The sequence below is a fragment of the Pseudomonas sp. NPDC089428 genome (genome assembly GCF_044749325.1).
Classification (GTDB): domain Bacteria; phylum Pseudomonadota; class Gammaproteobacteria; order Pseudomonadales; family Pseudomonadaceae; genus Aquipseudomonas.
In genome coordinates this window covers 75,405-91,665 of the sequence record NZ_JBIVHT010000001.1, presented here as the reverse complement: position 1 = coordinate 91,665, position 16,261 = coordinate 75,405, and the positions used below count along the sequence as shown (strand labels likewise).

Annotated in this window: 13 protein-coding genes; 5 read left to right on the top strand and 8 right to left on the bottom strand. The window is 63.6% G+C overall.

The genetic code is table 11. The features are described 5' to 3' along the window. Positions 1–132 precede the first annotated feature (132 nt). The gene (locus ACIPZ5_RS00430) at positions 133–1,335 is read left to right on the top strand and encodes an MFS transporter (protein WP_400805868.1); all 1,203 of its coding nucleotides are present in this window, start codon (positions 133–135) and stop codon (positions 1,333–1,335) included. Between the two features lie 6 nt (positions 1,336–1,341). Here the strand turns inward: ACIPZ5_RS00430 and ACIPZ5_RS00425 are convergent, their stop codons facing one another. Continuing rightward, entirely contained in the window at positions 1,342–1,773 is a 432-nt protein-coding gene (locus tag ACIPZ5_RS00425) for a LexA family transcriptional regulator (RefSeq protein WP_261940885.1), read from the bottom strand. 102 nt (positions 1,774–1,875) lie between these two features. Between ACIPZ5_RS00425 and ACIPZ5_RS00420 the strand changes: the two genes are divergently transcribed. Next, positions 1,876–2,580, top strand: a complete 705-nt coding sequence (locus tag ACIPZ5_RS00420; RefSeq protein ID WP_343597215.1) for an SOS response-associated peptidase family protein — start codon at positions 1,876–1,878, stop codon at positions 2,578–2,580. Between the two features lie 138 nt (positions 2,581–2,718). On the opposite strand, the gene ACIPZ5_RS00415 is transcribed toward ACIPZ5_RS00420, so the two are convergent. The 7 genes from ACIPZ5_RS00415 to ACIPZ5_RS00385 form a co-directional block, all read right to left on the bottom strand. After that, positions 2,719–4,524: an ABC transporter ATP-binding protein/permease gene (locus tag ACIPZ5_RS00415; protein WP_343597213.1), complete on the bottom strand. Its 1,806-nt coding sequence runs from the start codon at positions 4,522–4,524 to the stop codon at positions 2,719–2,721. Positions 4,525–4,661: 137 nt separating this feature from the next. Beyond that, positions 4,662–4,865 (bottom strand): formate dehydrogenase subunit delta, encoded by a 204-nt coding sequence (locus ACIPZ5_RS00410; RefSeq protein ID WP_313711987.1) that lies wholly within the window; start codon positions 4,863–4,865, stop codon positions 4,662–4,664. Further along, entirely contained in the window at positions 4,862–7,744 is a 2,883-nt protein-coding gene (gene fdhF, locus ACIPZ5_RS00405) for a formate dehydrogenase subunit alpha (protein ID WP_400805865.1), read from the bottom strand. Before fdhF ends, ACIPZ5_RS00410 begins: the two co-directional genes overlap by 4 nt. After that, positions 7,741–9,300 (bottom strand): formate dehydrogenase beta subunit, encoded by a 1,560-nt coding sequence (locus ACIPZ5_RS00400; protein ID WP_400805862.1) that lies wholly within the window; start codon positions 9,298–9,300, stop codon positions 7,741–7,743. Before ACIPZ5_RS00400 ends, fdhF begins: the two co-directional genes overlap by 4 nt. Beyond that, the gene (locus ACIPZ5_RS00395; RefSeq protein ID WP_400805860.1) at positions 9,294–9,776 is read right to left on the bottom strand and encodes a formate dehydrogenase subunit gamma; all 483 of its coding nucleotides are present in this window, start codon (positions 9,774–9,776) and stop codon (positions 9,294–9,296) included. Before ACIPZ5_RS00395 ends, ACIPZ5_RS00400 begins: the two co-directional genes overlap by 7 nt. Before the next feature lie 298 nt (positions 9,777–10,074). Beyond that, a complete protein-coding gene (gene sfnG / locus ACIPZ5_RS00390) occupies positions 10,075–11,169 on the bottom strand; it encodes a dimethylsulfone monooxygenase SfnG (RefSeq protein ID WP_400805857.1) in 1,095 nt (364 codons plus the stop codon). A gap of 431 nt (positions 11,170–11,600) precedes the next feature. Continuing rightward, positions 11,601–11,858, bottom strand: a complete 258-nt coding sequence (locus ACIPZ5_RS00385) for a hypothetical protein (RefSeq protein WP_343597204.1) — start codon at positions 11,856–11,858, stop codon at positions 11,601–11,603. A gap of 469 nt (positions 11,859–12,327) precedes the next feature. Between ACIPZ5_RS00385 and ACIPZ5_RS00380 the strand changes: the two genes are divergently transcribed. The 3 genes from ACIPZ5_RS00380 to ACIPZ5_RS00370 all read left to right on the top strand — a co-directional run. Then, complete coding sequence (locus ACIPZ5_RS00380) at positions 12,328–14,085, top strand: phosphoethanolamine transferase CptA (protein ID WP_343597203.1); 1,758 nt, start codon at positions 12,328–12,330, stop codon at positions 14,083–14,085. A gap of 182 nt (positions 14,086–14,267) precedes the next feature. Next, complete coding sequence (locus ACIPZ5_RS00375) at positions 14,268–14,870, top strand: phosphatase PAP2 family protein (protein WP_400805854.1); 603 nt, start codon at positions 14,268–14,270, stop codon at positions 14,868–14,870. 674 nt (positions 14,871–15,544) lie between these two features. After that, a partial coding sequence (locus tag ACIPZ5_RS00370) for a hypothetical protein (RefSeq protein ID WP_400805851.1) occupies positions 15,545–16,261 on the top strand: 717 nt, incomplete at its 3' end.

Genomic DNA, 16,261 nt, shown 5'->3' with positions numbered 1-16,261 from the left:
CAGCATCAACAGTACTGTATTTATATACAGTTAATCACAACATCCTGCCGAAGCCTGCAGCCACTCATCCGATTTGCATCCTGCCCACGGGCTCCTACAGTTTCGAATTGTGGCAACCCGCCGAGGCTCCCGATGCGCAGCGCCGAAAAGACCGAGCAAGGCACCGCCGCCAAGGCCCTGCCGAAGATGCCTCGCAGCGTCTGGGCGCTGGGCTTCGTGTCGCTGTTCATGGATATTTCCTCGGAGATGATCCACGCCCTGCTGCCGCTGTACATGGTCACCGTACTCGGTACTTCGGTGGTCGCCGTCGGCTTCATCGAGGGCATCGCGGAGGCCACTGCGGCGGTCACCAAGGTGTTCTCCGGGGCGCTCAGCGACCGCCTCGGCAAGCGCAAGCTGCTGACGGTGGTGGGCTATGGCCTGGGCGCGCTGACCAAGCCGGTGTTCCCCATGGCCTCCGGGCTGGAGTGGCTGACGGCGGCGCGCTTCGTCGACCGTATCGGCAAGGGCATCCGCGGCGCCCCCCGCGATGCGCTGGTGGCTGATGTGACCCCGCCCGAGCTGCGTGGCGCGGCATTCGGCCTGCGCCAGGCGCTGGACACCGTCGGCGCTTTTCTCGGCCCGCTGCTGGCTATCGTGCTGATGTGGCTGACGGCGAGCCATTTCCAGACGGTATTCTGGGCGGCGGTGATCCCGGCATTCATCGCCGTGTACATTCTCGTCGCCTTCGTGCGCGAACCCGAGGTATCGCCCGGTGCGCGGCCGCTGCGCTCGCCCCTGGCGCTGCATGAACTGGCGCGCCTGGGCCCGGCCTACTGGCGGCTGATCGGCCTGGCCATGGTGTTCACCCTGGCCCGTTTCAGCGAGGCGTTCCTGCTGCTGCGCGCCCAGGACATGGGCCTGGCGCCGTTGTGGGCGCCAGCGGTGCTGGTGCTCATGGCTCTGGCCTATTCGCTGTCAGCCTACCCCGCCGGTGCGCTGTCGGACCGCGTGGGCCGCCGGGGCGTGCTGATGATCGGGCTGGGCCTGCTGGTTGCCGCCGACCTGTTGCTGGCCCTGCTGCCAGGCTGGGCCGGGCTGGCACTGGGCGTGGCGGCCTGGGGCCTGCACCTGGGCTTCACCCAGGGCATCTTCGCCGCGCTGATCGCCGACAGCGCACCGGCCAACCTGCGCGGCACGGCATTCGGCCTGTTCAACCTGCTGACCGGGGTGGCGCTGCTGGTCGCCAGCGTGGTGGCCGGGCTGCTGTGGGATGGCGCCGGGTTCCAGGCGACCTTCCTGGTCGGGGCGGGGTTTGCCGGTGCCACGCTGCTGGGCGTGACGCTGTTGCGCTGAGCCCGCTCAGGCGGCCGGGTCGTGGCTGCGCACACTGAAGGTCACCACCCCCCAGATCATGAAGTCGTCACCCTCCATGATGTAGCGTGGCGCATAGCGGGGGTTTTCCGAACGCAGCAGCACTTGCCCGGCAACGTGCTGCAGGCGCTTGCACAATGGCTCGCCGTTGACTGCGGCAATCACGATATGGCCATGGCGCGCCTCGATCGAGCGGTCGACCAGCACCAGGTCGCCATCGAAGATACCGGCGCCTTGCATGCTGTCGCCGTCTATCCTGACCAGATAGATGTGCGGTGCGCGCAGGTTGAGCAGTTCGTCCAGCGAGATAGGCTGCTCCATGTGGTCGGCGGCTGGCGACGGAAAGCCCGCCGGAACACGGAACAGATAGCGCGGCACGGCAGCACTGCCGCCCGTGATGGGACCCAGGATGGAAGTCATGAGACGGCCTTGATAATTGGCTGTATGCATATACAGTAAACGCGGTAGCGAGTATCCGGTCAATTTCGCCGTAGGATATTTCGACAAGTGGGGGTACATGCCATGTGCGGACGCTTCGCCCAGTACCAGGGCCTGGCCGACTACCTGCGTGAACTGGACGCCGAACAGGACGTGATCAGCGGCTACGACAACCAGCCGATCGGCCGCTACAACGTCGCCCCCGGCAGCCGCGTGCTGATCCTGCATCAGGCTGCCGATGGCCTGCGCATCGACCCTTGCCATTGGGGATGGGCACCGTTCTGGGCCACGGGCAAACGGCCGGCACCAATCAACGCGCGGGTAGAGACGGTGACCACCGGCAAGTTCTTCAAGGCCCTCTGGCCGCAAGGGCGGGCCTTGGTGATGGCCGACGGCTGGTACGAATGGGTGGCCGACCCGCAGGACCCCAAGCGCAAGCAACCCTATTTCATCCGCCTGAAGAGCCAGGCGCCGATGTTCATGGCGGCGCTGGCCGAGGTGCATGCGGGGCTGGAGCCGAACGAGGGGGATGGCTTCGTCATCATCACTGCTGCCAGCGATGCGGGAATGGTCGATATCCATGACCGCCGGCCTTTGGTGCTGAGCCCGGAGCATGCCCGGGCGTGGATCGACCCAGACGTACCTGCCGAAGAAGCCGAGCGACTGGCGCGGGAGCAGTGCTTGCCGGTGGAGGCGTTCGAATGGTTTGCGGTGGGCAAGGAAGTGGGGAATGTGCGCAACGAAGGGGCTGAGCTGATTGTGATGCTCGATGCCGCGCATCAGCCCTGAATCTTTATTGCCAGTGGCGGCCTCTTCGCGGGCAAGCCCGCTCCCACAGGGACTGCACAATGCTCAGGACCTGTGCGGTCCCTGTGGGAGCGGGTTTACCCGCGAAGAGGCCGGCACTGGCAGCCGAACTGCCGAAGGTTAAGCCAGGACCTCCTGCTGGCGCAGCGACCAACCGCCCTGCCCATCCACTTCCAGCCGATGGGTATGGAAGTCGGCCAAGGTGCTGCGATGCCCCACACTCACCAGCAAGGTCTCGGGCATTTCCTTGCGCAACAACGCATACATCGCATGCTCCAGCCCTTCATCCATCGCCGAAGTGGACTCGTCGAGGAACACCACCTGCGGCCGGTTGAACAGCACCCGGGCAAACGCCAGGCGCTGCTGCTCACCGACCGACAGAATGTTCGACCAGTCGCAATTGACCGCCAGCCGCTCGGCCAGGTGCGCCAGGTTGACCTCGCGCAGGGCCTGCTGCATGCGTGCTTCATCCCCCGGTTGGCTGTCGGCCGGGTAGGCAATGGCGGTGCGCAGGTCGCCCAGGGGCAGGTAAGGCCGCTGCGACAGGAACAACGCCTGGGTACCCAGCGGCCGCCGAACCTCACCCTCGGAATACGGCCACAGGCCCGCCAGGGCACGCAGCAAGGTGGTCTTGCCACTGCCCGACGGCCCTTTGATCAGCAGCGCCTGGCCACCGTGCAGGCGCAGGTCGAGGTCGGCGATCAGCGCATGCCCATCCGGGCGCAGCACTTGCAGGCCGATGATATCCAGCGCCCGCGGCTGGTCTTTGGTCTGCACCCGTGGCAGTGCGCTGGCCTGGTCATTGGCATCGAGGAAGCCGGTCAAACGGTCGAGGGTGGCGCGGTACTGGGCGAAGGTGTCGTAGGACTCACGGAAGAACGACAGCGAATCCTGCACCTGGCCGAACGCCTGGGAAGTCTGCATCACGTCACCCAGCTTGATCGCCCCGCTGAAGAAACGCGGCGCCTGGAGGATGAACGGGAACACCACCGCCACCTGGCTGACACCGAGGTTGAAGCCGCTGAACTTGAGGTTCCGGAACACCAGGGCCCAGACATTGACGATCAGCGCGCCGAAGCGCCCCAGCAAAGTCGCCCGTTCGACCGGCGCGCCTTGGTAGAAGGCAATGTTCTCGGCGTTCTCACGCAGGCGCATCAGCGCATAACGGAAGTTCGCCGTGAGCTTTTCGTTGAGGAAGTTCAGGCGGATCAGCGGCTGGCCGAGGCGGAAGGCAACCCAGGTGGCGATCAGCACATAGACGTACACCGCGAACACCATCGCCCGGGGAATCTCGTACCCTGCCACCGTCAGCGGCGCCGAAAGGCCCCAGAGGATGCCGGTAAAGGCCACCAGCGAAACCAGCGCGCTGACCGCGCCCAGGGCCAGCGACACGGAGTTGCTGACGAACGCGCTGACGTCCAGCTCGATACGCTGGTCGGGGTTGTCCACCGGCTCGGCGAGGAAGCGGCCGCGGTAGTAGGCATCGCCCTTCATCCAGTCACCCGTCAGGCGCTCGGTCAGCCACACCCGCCACTGGATGCTGAACGCCTGGGTCACGTAGAAGGTGAACAGCGAACGCAGCACATGGATGGTGGCCAGCACCGCAAACACCCCCAGCAGGTACCAGAAGGCGGTCTGGTCGAGGGCCTGCAGGGCGCTGTAGAAGCCGTTGTACCAGAACGAGAACAGCACGTTCAGGCGCACCGAGAAGAGCGTCAGTACCAGTAGCAGGCCGAACACCAGCAGCGGGCGCCAGCTGCGCCGGAAGGTGAAGTAAGGCCCCGCCAGCTGCCAGAACTGTCTGCCCCAGCGCGTGTAACGCACGGCCAGGGAGGCAGCGGCGGTGAAGCCGATGAGGGTGATGAACGAGGCGATTGCAAGCCAGCTCAGGCTCTCTTGCAGGGCCTGGTGCCAGTTCATGTCCATAGGGAATATCCGTGACGAGAGTTTCCGCGAGCGTAGCATCGCAGTGGGATTCGTCTTGCATAAATGACGGACATTTCATTTTCCCTGTTCCGGCCCCCTCGCGGGCTTGCCCGCGAAAGGGCCGGCACAGGCGAGCGCTAGGCCAAGGCCTCCACCACCTTGGCATCCAGCCCTTCCTGCCCATGGGCAGCAATCCACTCCCCCAGCTGCCGGCGCATCGCTGGCGTCCAGAAGCTCTGCAGGTGCTGCCTCACCCCTTGCACCGCCAACTGCCGGTTCGGCTCGCTGTCGAAGTAGTGGGCGATCTGGTTGGCCATCTTGACCAGGTTGTCGCTGCTCATCGGCGCACCTCGGCTTTTTCCGCAGTGCGGCGTTCCTTGAGCAGGCGCCGCTGTTCGTCACTGAAGTCCTGGTAGCGCTTCTGCCATTCCGACGGGTGGAACACCTTCACCACCTCCACCGCGGTGACCTTGTATTCCGGGCAGTTGGTGGCCCAGTCGGAGTTGTCTGTGGTGATCACGTTGGCGCCGGACTCGGGGAAGTGGAAGGTGGTATACACCACCCCCGGCGCCACCCGTGCACTGACCTTGGCGCGCAGCACGGTCTGCCCCGCACGGCTGCCGATGCCCACCCAGTCGCCGTCGTGGATGCCACGGCTTTCGGCATCGCTGGGGTGGATTTCCAGCCGGTCGGCGTCGTGCCAGGCAGTGTTGCTGGTACGTCGGGTCTGGGCGCCGACGTTGTACTGGCTGAGAATGCGCCCGGTGGTCAGCAGCAGCGGGTAGCGGCTGTTGACCTTCTCGTCGGTGGGCACATAACCGGTCAGCATGAAGCGCCCCTTGCCCCGCACGAACTGGTCGATATGCATGGTCGGGGTGCCGTCCGGGGCGGCGTCGTTGCACGGCCATTGCAGGCTGCCGTGGCGGTCGAGCTCGGCATAGCTGACGCGGTGGAAGCTCGGCGTCAGGCGGGCGATCTCGTCCATGATCTCGGCCGGGTGGCGGTAATTCATCGGGTAGCCCAGGGCATTGGCCAGGGCCATGGTGGCTTCCCAGTCGGCCTTGCCGGCCAGCGGCTCCATCACCTTGCGCACCCGCGAGATGCGCCGCTCGGCGTTGGTGAAGGTGCCGTCCTTCTCGAGGAACGAGCTGCCCGGCAGGAACACGTGGGCGAACTTGGCCGTCTCGTTGAGGAAGATGTCCTGCACCACCACGCACTCCATCGCCAGCAGGGCGGCGGTGACGTGCTGGGTGTTGGGGTCGCTCTGGGCGATGTCCTCGCCCTGGCAGTACAGCGCCTTGAAGCTGCCGTCCAGCGCCGCCTCGAACATGTTGGGGATGCGCAGGCCCGGGTCGGGCTGCAGGGTCACGCCCCAGGCCTGCTCGAACTCGGCGCGCACGCCTTCGTTGGAGATGTGCCGGTAACCGGGCAGCTCGTGGGGGAACGACCCCATGTCGCAGGAGCCCTGCACGTTGTTCTGCCCACGCAGCGGGTTCACCCCTACCCCTTCGCGGCCGATGTTGCCGGTGGCCATGGCCAGGTTGGCGATGCCCATCACCGCAGTACTGCCCTGGCTGTGCTCGGTCACACCCAGGCCGTAGTAGATCGCCGCGTTGCCGCCGGTGGCGTACAGCCGGGCGGCGGCGCGGATCTGCTCGGCAGGCACGCCACAGACCGGGCCCAGGGCTTCCGGAGCGTTTTCCGGCAGGCTGACGAAGTCGCGCCAGCGGGCGAAGTCTTCGGTTTCGCAGCGGGCGTCGATGAAACGCTGGGCCAGCAGGCCCTCGCTGACGATCACATGGGCCAGGGCATTAAGCATGGCCACGTTGGTACCGGGGCGCAGTTGCAGGTGCAGTTCGGCACGGGCGTGGGGCGAGTCGACCAGGTCGATGCGCCGTGGGTCGATGACGATCAGCCGCGCGCCCTGGCGCAGGCGGCGCTTGAGCTGCGAGCCGAATACCGGGTGGGCGTCGGTGGGGTTGGCGCCAATCACCAGGATCACGTCGGCCTGCATCACCGAGTCGAAGCTCTGGGTGCCGGCGGACTCACCCAGCGTCTGCTTCAGGCCATAGCCGGTCGGCGAGTGGCAAACCCGTGCGCAGGTGTCGACGTTGTTGTTGCCAAACGCCGTACGCACCAGTTTCTGCACCAGGTAGGCTTCTTCGTTGGTGCAGCGGCTGGAGGTGATGCCACCGATCGAGTCGCGCCCGTACTTGAGCTGGATGCGGCGCAACTCGCTGGCAGCGTAGGTCACCGCCTCGTCCCAGCTGACTTCCTGCCACGGGTCTTCCAGGCGCTTGCGGATCATCGGTTTGGTGATGCGGTCGGGGTGGGTGGCGTAACCCCAGGCGAAACGGCCCTTGACGCAGGCGTGGCCATGGTTGGCGCCGCCGTTCTTGTCCGGGACCATGCGCACCAGCTGGTCGCCCTTCATCTCGGCGCGGAACGAGCAGCCAACGCCGCAGTAGGCGCAGGTGGTGATCACCGCACGCTCGGGCTGGCCAAGCTGGACCAGGCTCTTCTCGGTGAGCGTCGCCGTCGGGCAGGCCTGCACGCAGGCGCCGCACGACACGCATTCGGAAGCGAGGAAGTTGTCGCCGCCGGCCGCCGCCACCCGTGATTCGAAACCGCGCCCGGTGATGGTCAGGGCGTAGGTGCCCTGGATATCTTCGCAGGCACGCACGCAGCGGCTGCAGACGATGCACTTGCTCGGCTCGTAATCGAAATACGGGTTGGACGTATCCTTCTTCTCCGCCAGGTGGTTGGCGCCGTCATAGCCGTAGCGCACCTCGCGCAGGCCGACCTGGCCGGCGACGGTCTGCAGCTCGCAGTTGCCGTTGGCCGAGCAGGTCAGGCAGTCCAACGGGTGGTCGGAAATGTACAGCTCCATCACGTTGCGGCGCAGGTCGGCCAGGCGTGAGGTTTGCGTGCGCACCACCATGCCCTCGGCAACCGGCGTGGTGCACGAGGCCGGGTAGCCACGCATGCCTTCGATTTCCACCATGCACATGCGGCACGAACCGAACGCTTCGAGGCTGTCGGTGGCGCACAGTTTGGGGATGCTGGTGCCGAGCATGGCGGCGGCGCGCATCACCGAGGTGCCGGCCGGCACGCTGATGCTGCGGCCATCGATGTTCAGGCTGATCTGTACGTCGCTGTCGCGGGCTGGCGTGCCCAGATCGATGTTGGTATCAGCCCCGGGGTCAAAGTAATTGATCACTGTGCGGCCTCCGTGGTGGTCAGCCCGAAATCGGCGGGAAAGTACTTGAGGGCGCTGGCCACCGGGTAGGCGGTCATGCCGCCCATGGCGCACAGCGAGCCGTACTGCATGGTGTCGCACAGGTCGCGCAGCAGCAGGGCCTGGTCATGGCGCTCGCTGAAGTCGCTGGTCGCGATCAGCCGGTCGACCACCTCCATGCCGCGGGTCGAGCCGATCCGACATGGGGTGCACTTGCCACAGGATTCCTCGGCGCAGAACTGCAAGGCGAAACGCGCCATGCTGGCCATGTTCAGGGTGTCGTCGGCCACCACCACGCCGCCGTGGCCGAGCATCGCGCCCATGGCGGCGAACGCCTCGTAGTCCAGCGGGGTATCGAAGTGGCTGGGCGGTACCCAGGCGCCGAGCGGCCCGCCGACCTGCGCGGCCTTGAGCGGGCGACCGCTGGCGGTGCCGCCGCCATAGCCTTCCACCAGCTCGCGCAGGGTCAGGCCGAAGGCGCGTTCCACCAGGCCGCCGTGGCGGATATTGCCGGCCAGCTGGAACGGCATGGTGCCCAGCGAACGGCCCATGCCGAAATCGCGGTAGAACGCCGCGCCCTCGGCCAGGATGACCGGCACCGACGCCAGGGTGAGCACGTTGTGCACCAGCGTCGGCAGGCCGAACAGGCCTTCGAGTGCGGGCAGCGGCGGCTTGGCGCGCACGATGCCGCGCTTGCCTTCGATGGATTCGAGCAGCGCCGTTTCCTCGCCGCAGATATAGGCACCGGCACCCACCCGCACCTCCAGGTCGAAGGCCTGGCCGCTGCCGGCCACGTCACTGCCGAGGTAACCGGCATCGCGGGCGATGGCGAGCGCCTGGTTGAGCACACCGATGGCGTCCGGGTATTCCGAGCGCACATAGATGTAGCCTTGGTCGGCCCCGACGGCGAGGCCGGCGATGATCATGCCTTCGATCAGCAGGAAGGGGTCGCCCTCCATCAGCATGCGGTCGGCGAAGGTGCCGGAGTCGCCTTCGTCGGCGTTGCACACCACATACTTCTGCACAGGCGTGGCCTCGCGCACGGTGCGCCACTTGATACCAGCCGGGAACGCCGCGCCGCCCCGGCCGCGCAGGCCGGAATCGAGCACGGCAGCGACCACCGCGGCGCCGTCCAGCGCCACGGCCTTCTCCAGGCCCTTGAAACCGCCGTGGGCACGGTAGTCGTCCAGCGACAATGGGCGGGTGATGCCGGCGCGGGCGAACAGCAGGCGTTGCTGGGTTTTCAGGTAGGCCAGCTCTTCGACCGCGCCCAGCGCCAGAGAATGACCGCCAGGTTCTCCAGCCAGGGCGTCGAGCAGCGACGCTACGTCTTCCGGGCTGACCGGGCCGAAGCCTTGCCGCCCTTGCGGGGTTTCGCATTCCACCAGCGGCTCCAGCCAGTACAGGCCGCGTGAGCTGGTGCGCTGGATCTCGACCGGCAGTTGGCGCCGCTCGGCTTCCGCCTGAATGGCGCTGGCTACCTGGTCGGCGCCGACCGCGCGCGCCACCGAATCACAGGAGATGAACAGCTTCAGCATGTTTCGCCCTCCAGGCAACCGTTCACCAGGGCCCGCAAGCGCTCGGGAGTAAGCCGTGCATGCAGCTGGCCATCCAGCTCCAGCGCCGGTGAACAGGCGCAGGCGCCCAGGCAATACACCGGGCGCAGGCTGATGGCCCCGTCGGCGCTGGTGCCGTGATCATCCAGCGCCAGCTGTTCGCGCAACTGCGCGGCCAGGGCTTCGCTGCCACGGCTCTGGCACGATTCGGCGCGGCACAGGCGCAGCGTGTGACGGGCCGGCGGTGTGGTGCGGAAGTCGTGATAGAAGCTGATCACCCCGCGCACTTCGGCGAGGCTGAGGTTGAGGGCGTGGGCGATTTCAGGAACTGCAGCTTCGGGGATGAAACCAACGGCGTCCTGGATGGCGTGAAGGATCGGCAACAGCGCGCCGGGGGTATCCTTCTTGCGGGTCAGGATGCTCTGGATAGCGGGCAGGTAAAGCAAATCATCAGGCATACAGCGGACCTCGGCATCACGGACCCTGCCTGATTTGTTATGAGGGGCAGGTATCCGGCGTGTTCTGCTGCGGCACACCGGCCACGACACGGTGGCGTGGGCACGGGGGCCTCCTTGCCGATGGCCGTGCGTCTGCGCGCACTGGGCTCATGGGCATCCCACAAGCATGGCACTTGTGGCGCCGAGGGGTTGCATGCGAGCGACCAGGCGCATCCTGAAACCGACCTGAGGGTTTGTGCTGTCTTTACTGGCCCCACCGCCGGCTAGCCGGCGATAAGGCCCTGGGGCCCTGCACCGATCAAGCGACAGCCTGCACCTCTGCCTTCTCAGCCTCCAGCGCCCTCACCAATGGCAACACCTGTTCGCCGAAGTACGCCACTTCCTCCTGGAAATGCAGGAACCCGGACAGAATCAAGTCCACCCCCACCGCCTTCAATGCCACGATGCGCTCGGCAATCTGCCGTGGTGTGCCAATCAGGTTGGTCTTGAAGCCGTCGTTGTACTGCACCAGGTCCTCGAAGCTGGAGTTGGCCCAGTTGCCCTCGCCTTCCGGGCTGGCGGAGCCGGCATGCTTCACTTCATGGCCAAAAGCCTGCACCGCCTCGGGGTTGGCCTTGTCGATGATCTCCTGCAACACCGCCCGGGCCTGTTCCTCGGTATCGCGGGCGATGATGAACGCATTCACCCCGATCTTCACCGAATGCCCGTTGGCAGCAGCCTTGGCACGGATATCATCGACCTGCGCCTTGATCCCTTCTACCGTATTGCCGTTGGTGAAGTACCAGTCCGACACCCGCGCCGCCATGTCCCGCGCCGCCCTCGAACTGCCGCCCTGGAAGATTTCCGGGTGCGGCTGCTGCAGCGGCTTGGGCTTGAGGTTGTAGTTGCGAAAGCGATAGAAGTCGCCGTTGAAGGTGAAGTTGTCCTCAGTCCAGATGCCTTTGAGCGCCCGGATGAACTCTTCGGAGCGGCGATAGCGTTCGTCGTGGTCCAGCCAAGGCTCGCCAATGGCATGGAATTCGCCCTTGAACCAGCCCGACACCACGTTGATGGCGATTCGGCCATTGGTGAACTGGTCGATGCTCGCCAGTTGCTTGGCCGCCAGCGCCGGGTTCCATGGGCCAGGCAGAATGGCGGCAATGACCTTGAGCTTCTCGGTGGCCGCCAGCAGCGCGTGGCTGATGGTGACCGATTCGTGCTGGTTGTCGGCACCGTAGCCAGCGGTGAAGCGGATCTGCGACAGGGCGTAGTCGAAACCGGCCCGCTCGGCGATCTGCGCCAGCTTGCGGTTGTAGTCGATGTCCCAGCTGGTGCGCTGCTCGATGGTGCTGACCACCAGGCCACCACTGACGTTGGGGACCCAGTAGGCGAATTTGATCGGTTGCTGGCTCATGAGGGTGCTCCTTGGCAGGACTTGAGAAAGTCCAGGGAGCGGAGCAGCAACCGTGCCAGGGCAGAAAGTGCTTCAAGTTCAACGAGATGACAAAAAGGTTGGGGAGCGCAGCCTGCCTCCAGCAAGGCAAGCTGCTGAAACACTGTGCGCCAGCCAACACCTACACCGCTAGCCCAACGGCACCTCGGCCAAGCAGTGAAGTGAATCCGCAGTGCCGGATGAACAATGGGCGCTTTGATCGAGCGACGGCGCGCTGCAATGTAACCGATGGCCTCTTCGCGGGTGAACCCGCTCCCACAACTACTCTGTCAGACCTGAGCCTTGCGCAGAATTTCGGACCTTGCGCGGTCCCTGTGGGAGCGGGTTCACCCGCGAATGCGATTGCCCAGGCAACACACCTGTCCGAGCCATCAGCCGAATGGGCCAGCGCCTCAATGCAGCGTGTGCACCTGCCGGGGCCGCTTCAACTGCACCTGCGCAATCGCCGACTCCAGCAACGTGCGCACTGCCTCCATCTCATGGATCATCGACAGGGTCATGACGGTGGCGGGTGACTTGGGCAGCGTGGTGACGGCCTGCTGGGCCACGGCCAAGCCGCAGAGCAGGTATTCGGTGGCCTCGACCAAGGTGTCTTCGAGGTAGTGGGATGCATCGGGGGTAAAAGGTGGATCGGGAACCATTTTGAGCATGGCGAAAATCTCTAGCTGAATTGAAAAAATCGCCACCTGCTCACTTGCAGATGATTGGGTGGCGGCTACGTACAGGCCTGCAAGACCAGGTCAACTAGAAACCCCGGCTGATCCGAAGATCACCCGTACGTAGCCACCATAAGGCGCAGCTGGACGCGAAACGCGATCAACTGACGGTGGCATTTCTAGTGAACCTACAGGCTTGCAGACCTGGCCATTGAATTTGCAACGGCACCGCCAGCCTAGGGAGCTCGATTTCCCACCGCAATGGCCCAAAGCCTGATTCAGAGGCGTCCTACAATCCAGAGGAAAAATCTGTTTCTTGATTTGTAGGAACCACCTCGCCGTAATGATTTGTTAAGACTTTTTAGATAATTCGTTAACGCAATTTTCACATCCCGCCCTCTAGCGTCTCTGCCTTTCCGGCAGCCTCCTTTTCTGGCTGCCGCCATTGTTTTACGAGGCACACGTGGCAAACACCGCATCCCCATCCGCGCCCAAGCGCGTGGACTGGGCCGGCCTGGGCTGGCTCTTGCTGTTCTTCTGGTATTTCTCCGGCGTCACCCAGGCGCTTCTTCTGTTCAGTGGCACCACCGGTTTCGCCGGTTTCCGCGACGCCTTGTTCCTCAGTACCCTGTGGTTCGTCCCGGTGCTGCTGCTGCCACGCCTCACCCGCACCCTCGCCGCCATCATCGGCGTGGTGTTGTGGGCTGCCTCGCTGGTGGGTTTGAGCTACTTCGGCATCTACCATCAGGAATTCTCGCAAAGCGTCATCTTCGTGATGTTCGAGTCGAACACCGCCGAAGCGGGCGAGTACTTCAGCCAGTACTTCAGCATCGGCCTGATGCTCGGCCTGCTGGCCTACACCGTGGGCGCAGTGCTGCTGTGGACCCGAGTTCGCCCGGTTACCCTGCGCCTGCGCAGCCGCATCCCGGTCGTGGTGCTGTTGCTGGTCGCCAACCTGGTGCTGCCGTTCTACAAGCAGATGGTCACCCAGGAACGCAACTTCGCCGACGCGGCAGAGAAAGTGCAGCAACGCATGGAGCCTGCCGTGCCTTGGCAGCTGGTGGTCGGCTACCGCCAATACCTGCAACAGCTGAACAACATGCAGAACCTGCTGGCCCAGAACGCCGCCCTGCCCCCGCTGCAGAACCTCCAGGACAGCAGCGGCGAAGCCCCGCGCACCCTGGTACTGGTGCTTGGTGAGTCGACCACCCGCGAACACATGCACCTGTACGGCTACAATCGCGACACCACCCCCAACCTGGACGCCCTGGCCGCTGCCGACAAGAGCCTGACCGTGTTTCAGAACGTGGTCACCCCGCGCCCTTACACCATCGAGGTGATGCAGCAGATCCTCACCTTCGGCGACGAAGAACACCCCGACCGCTTCCTCACCGAGCCGTCGCTGATGAACCTGATGAAACAGGCGGGCTACAAGACCTTCTGGATCACCAATCAGCAGACCATGACCAAGCGCAACACCATGCTCACCACCTTCTCGCAGCAGACGGATGAGCAGGTGTACCTGAACAACCAGCGCAACCAGAACGCCAGCCAGTACGACGAAGTAGTGCTGCCACCGTTCGAGAAGGCCCTGAAAGACCCGGCGCCGAAGAAGCTGATCATCGTCCACCTGCTGGGCACGCACATGGACTACCGCTACCGGTACCCGGATGCCTATCAGCACTTCACCGATCGCAAGGGTGCCCCAGAAGCGCTGACCGATGACCAGGTGGAAACCTACAACTTCTATGACAACGCCGTGCGCTACAACGACTTCGTGGTGTCGAGCCTGATCAAGCAGTACGCGGCGACCACCCCGAACGGCTTCCTGCTGTACCTGTCCGACCACGGTGAAGACGTGTACAGCTCCGGCAACCACGACCGCCTGGGCCGCAACGAAGGCGCGCCGACCCGGCCGATGTACACCGTGCCGTTCCTGCTGTGGACCTCGCCGAGCTGGCAGGCGGCGCACCCGCGCGACCTGCAGGCCATGGCCAACCGCCCCTACAGCAGCGCGCACCTCATTCACACGCTGTCGGACCTGGCGGGTTTGAGCTACGACAAGTACGAACCGGCCAAGAGCCTGGTGAACGCGCAGTTTGCCGCAGCACCGCGCTGGATCGGCGACCCGTACCGCAAGGATGGGCTGCATGAGTTCGACCTGTTGCCGCAGGACAAGGCGGAACATACGCAGGAAACGGCTGCCAACGCCCAGAAGTAGCGATCGGAAAAGAGGCTGTTCCAAGGCCGATGGCGAGGTCACTGACCACGCCATCGGCCTTTTCATTGCCGCTCGTACATCCGCCTGATGAAACAACCTTCATACCTAATTTACGGATCGAATAAAGCGAACAGCTTTAATTGAATCTATCAGCACTTGAAACACCTGCGTGGACGCAAACCATGGGCGAACTTGAAGCACTCAACCGCAGCTTTTTCCTGCTGATCAACGCTGGCGGCGACACGCCGCACTGGCTGATTCAGCTCGCCATCGGCATCGCTGCCGGCCTGATCTACCTGCTGCCCGTGCTGCTGTTGGGCTTCTGGTTATGGGGCAGCCCCGGGGAACGCAGGCTGATGCTCAAAGCGACGTTGGTCACCGTGATCGCCTTGCTCGCCAACCAGCTCATCTGGGCCATTTGGCCACATCCTCGGCCGTTCATGATGGGCTTGGGCCACACGTGGATGATGCACGCACCCGATTCGTCATTCCCAAGCGATCACATGACCGTGTTCGCCTGCATCGGCTTTACCCTGCTGCTGGATGGTTTGTCGGGGTGGGGCCTGATCATTCTGCTGACCGGATTGAGCGTCGCCTGGGCGCGGGTATTTCTGGGCGTGCACTTCCCACTCGACATGGTGGGCGGGATGGTGGTTTCGCTTTTGGTTTATGCCGGGTTCTCGCCAGTCTGGAGACGTATTGGCCAGCCTGTCACCGATCTGGCGCAACGCTGCTATCGCAGCCTGATGGCGGTGCCGATCAAGGCGGGGTGGCTGCGGGGCTGAGATAAAACCGACGTTGCGTCGCCATCCTGGCAACGGGCAGGCACACGCCAGCCACTCTTGGTAAACCAGGGCAACTTTTTCTGAAGGCCGATCCGGCGGGGTCACTGACCGCGCCGTCGGCCTTTTTCCTTGTTTCGATCGTTGCCTAGACACCAATGCCCGTAGAACAGACCATGAACCCAAGCACCACAAGGCCTGAGCCGTCTCGGCGCTTCAGCGTTGCGCCGATGATGGATTGGGGCTACTTAATCTAACAGCCTTGATTGCCGCGGCCTGCCAGCATTCGGCCAACCCTTCGTACCAATTATGTACCACCCTCTCCTAGCAGAATCACTTCAACACCATCCGTTTCCGGCCAAAAGCTGTCTTTCCCACCTCCCTGGCGCCAGATCAATTTGGGTTAACAACAAACTGTCAGGGCCATATTCAACGTGCAGCGAAGGCAAGCGCAGCTCTAATTTAGCTTGACAATTTTCCTTTGACCTTTAAAATTTTTAGCCAAACCGGACTGGTCTCGTTCGGTGCTGCTGGCCTTGCGCGAATTCTTTGGATACGAGACCAACCTGCTACAACCGCTTCATCCCCTCATTTTGATACGAAACTTTACCCTAATCAGGTGCACCACGGCCCGCCAGCTGCTGTTTAAATTTTGTGCATCTGTATGAGGTGTTTACATGGTTCGTATTCCCGTTACATTGGCCGACTTCGAGAGTGGCCGCGTCAAGAGCTCTGTTTCCAAGCTTGCCAAGCATCATCCCGATCAGCCTGTTAAGCCTAAGCGGTCGTTGGTGCAGCAAATCTTTGCCCAGATATTGGGATATGGTGGATACGAAGAACTGCGCTCGCAGGCCAAACAAAACGGGGCTATCTATTCCGGTCAACCGCTGGCAATCGATCAATTCATTGCTCCTATTTCACTACGCCTATCGCGCTACTGGGGGTTGTCAGCGAGAAAAGCACAGTACGTAGCAGCAGCCCTAGGTCTAATGCATCTTGACGCATTCCGCCCTACAGCCCGTCATGTTCAATTACTGCCTCGATATGAAGTTGGGGTGAGTCCATCCAGGTTCGGGCCTAACCATGGCGTTTCAGCCAGACCAATTTTCGAGGCTATGCGCCAGGCTAAAGTTACGTCAATGGGTGAGTTAGCAAGCAGTCTGAAAGCAATGAAGCCATCGGCCCAGATGATAGCCAGTTTGGAAGCACTGAAACCGATGGCCCAGATGGCAGCCAGTCTGGAAGCACTGAAACCGATGGCCCAGATGGCAGCCGGTCTGGAAGCATTGAAACCATCAGCTCAGCTGGCAGCCAGTCTGGAAGCATTGAAACCATCAGCTCAGATGGCAGCCAACCTGGAAGCACTGAAACCAACGGCGCAGATGGCAGCCAGT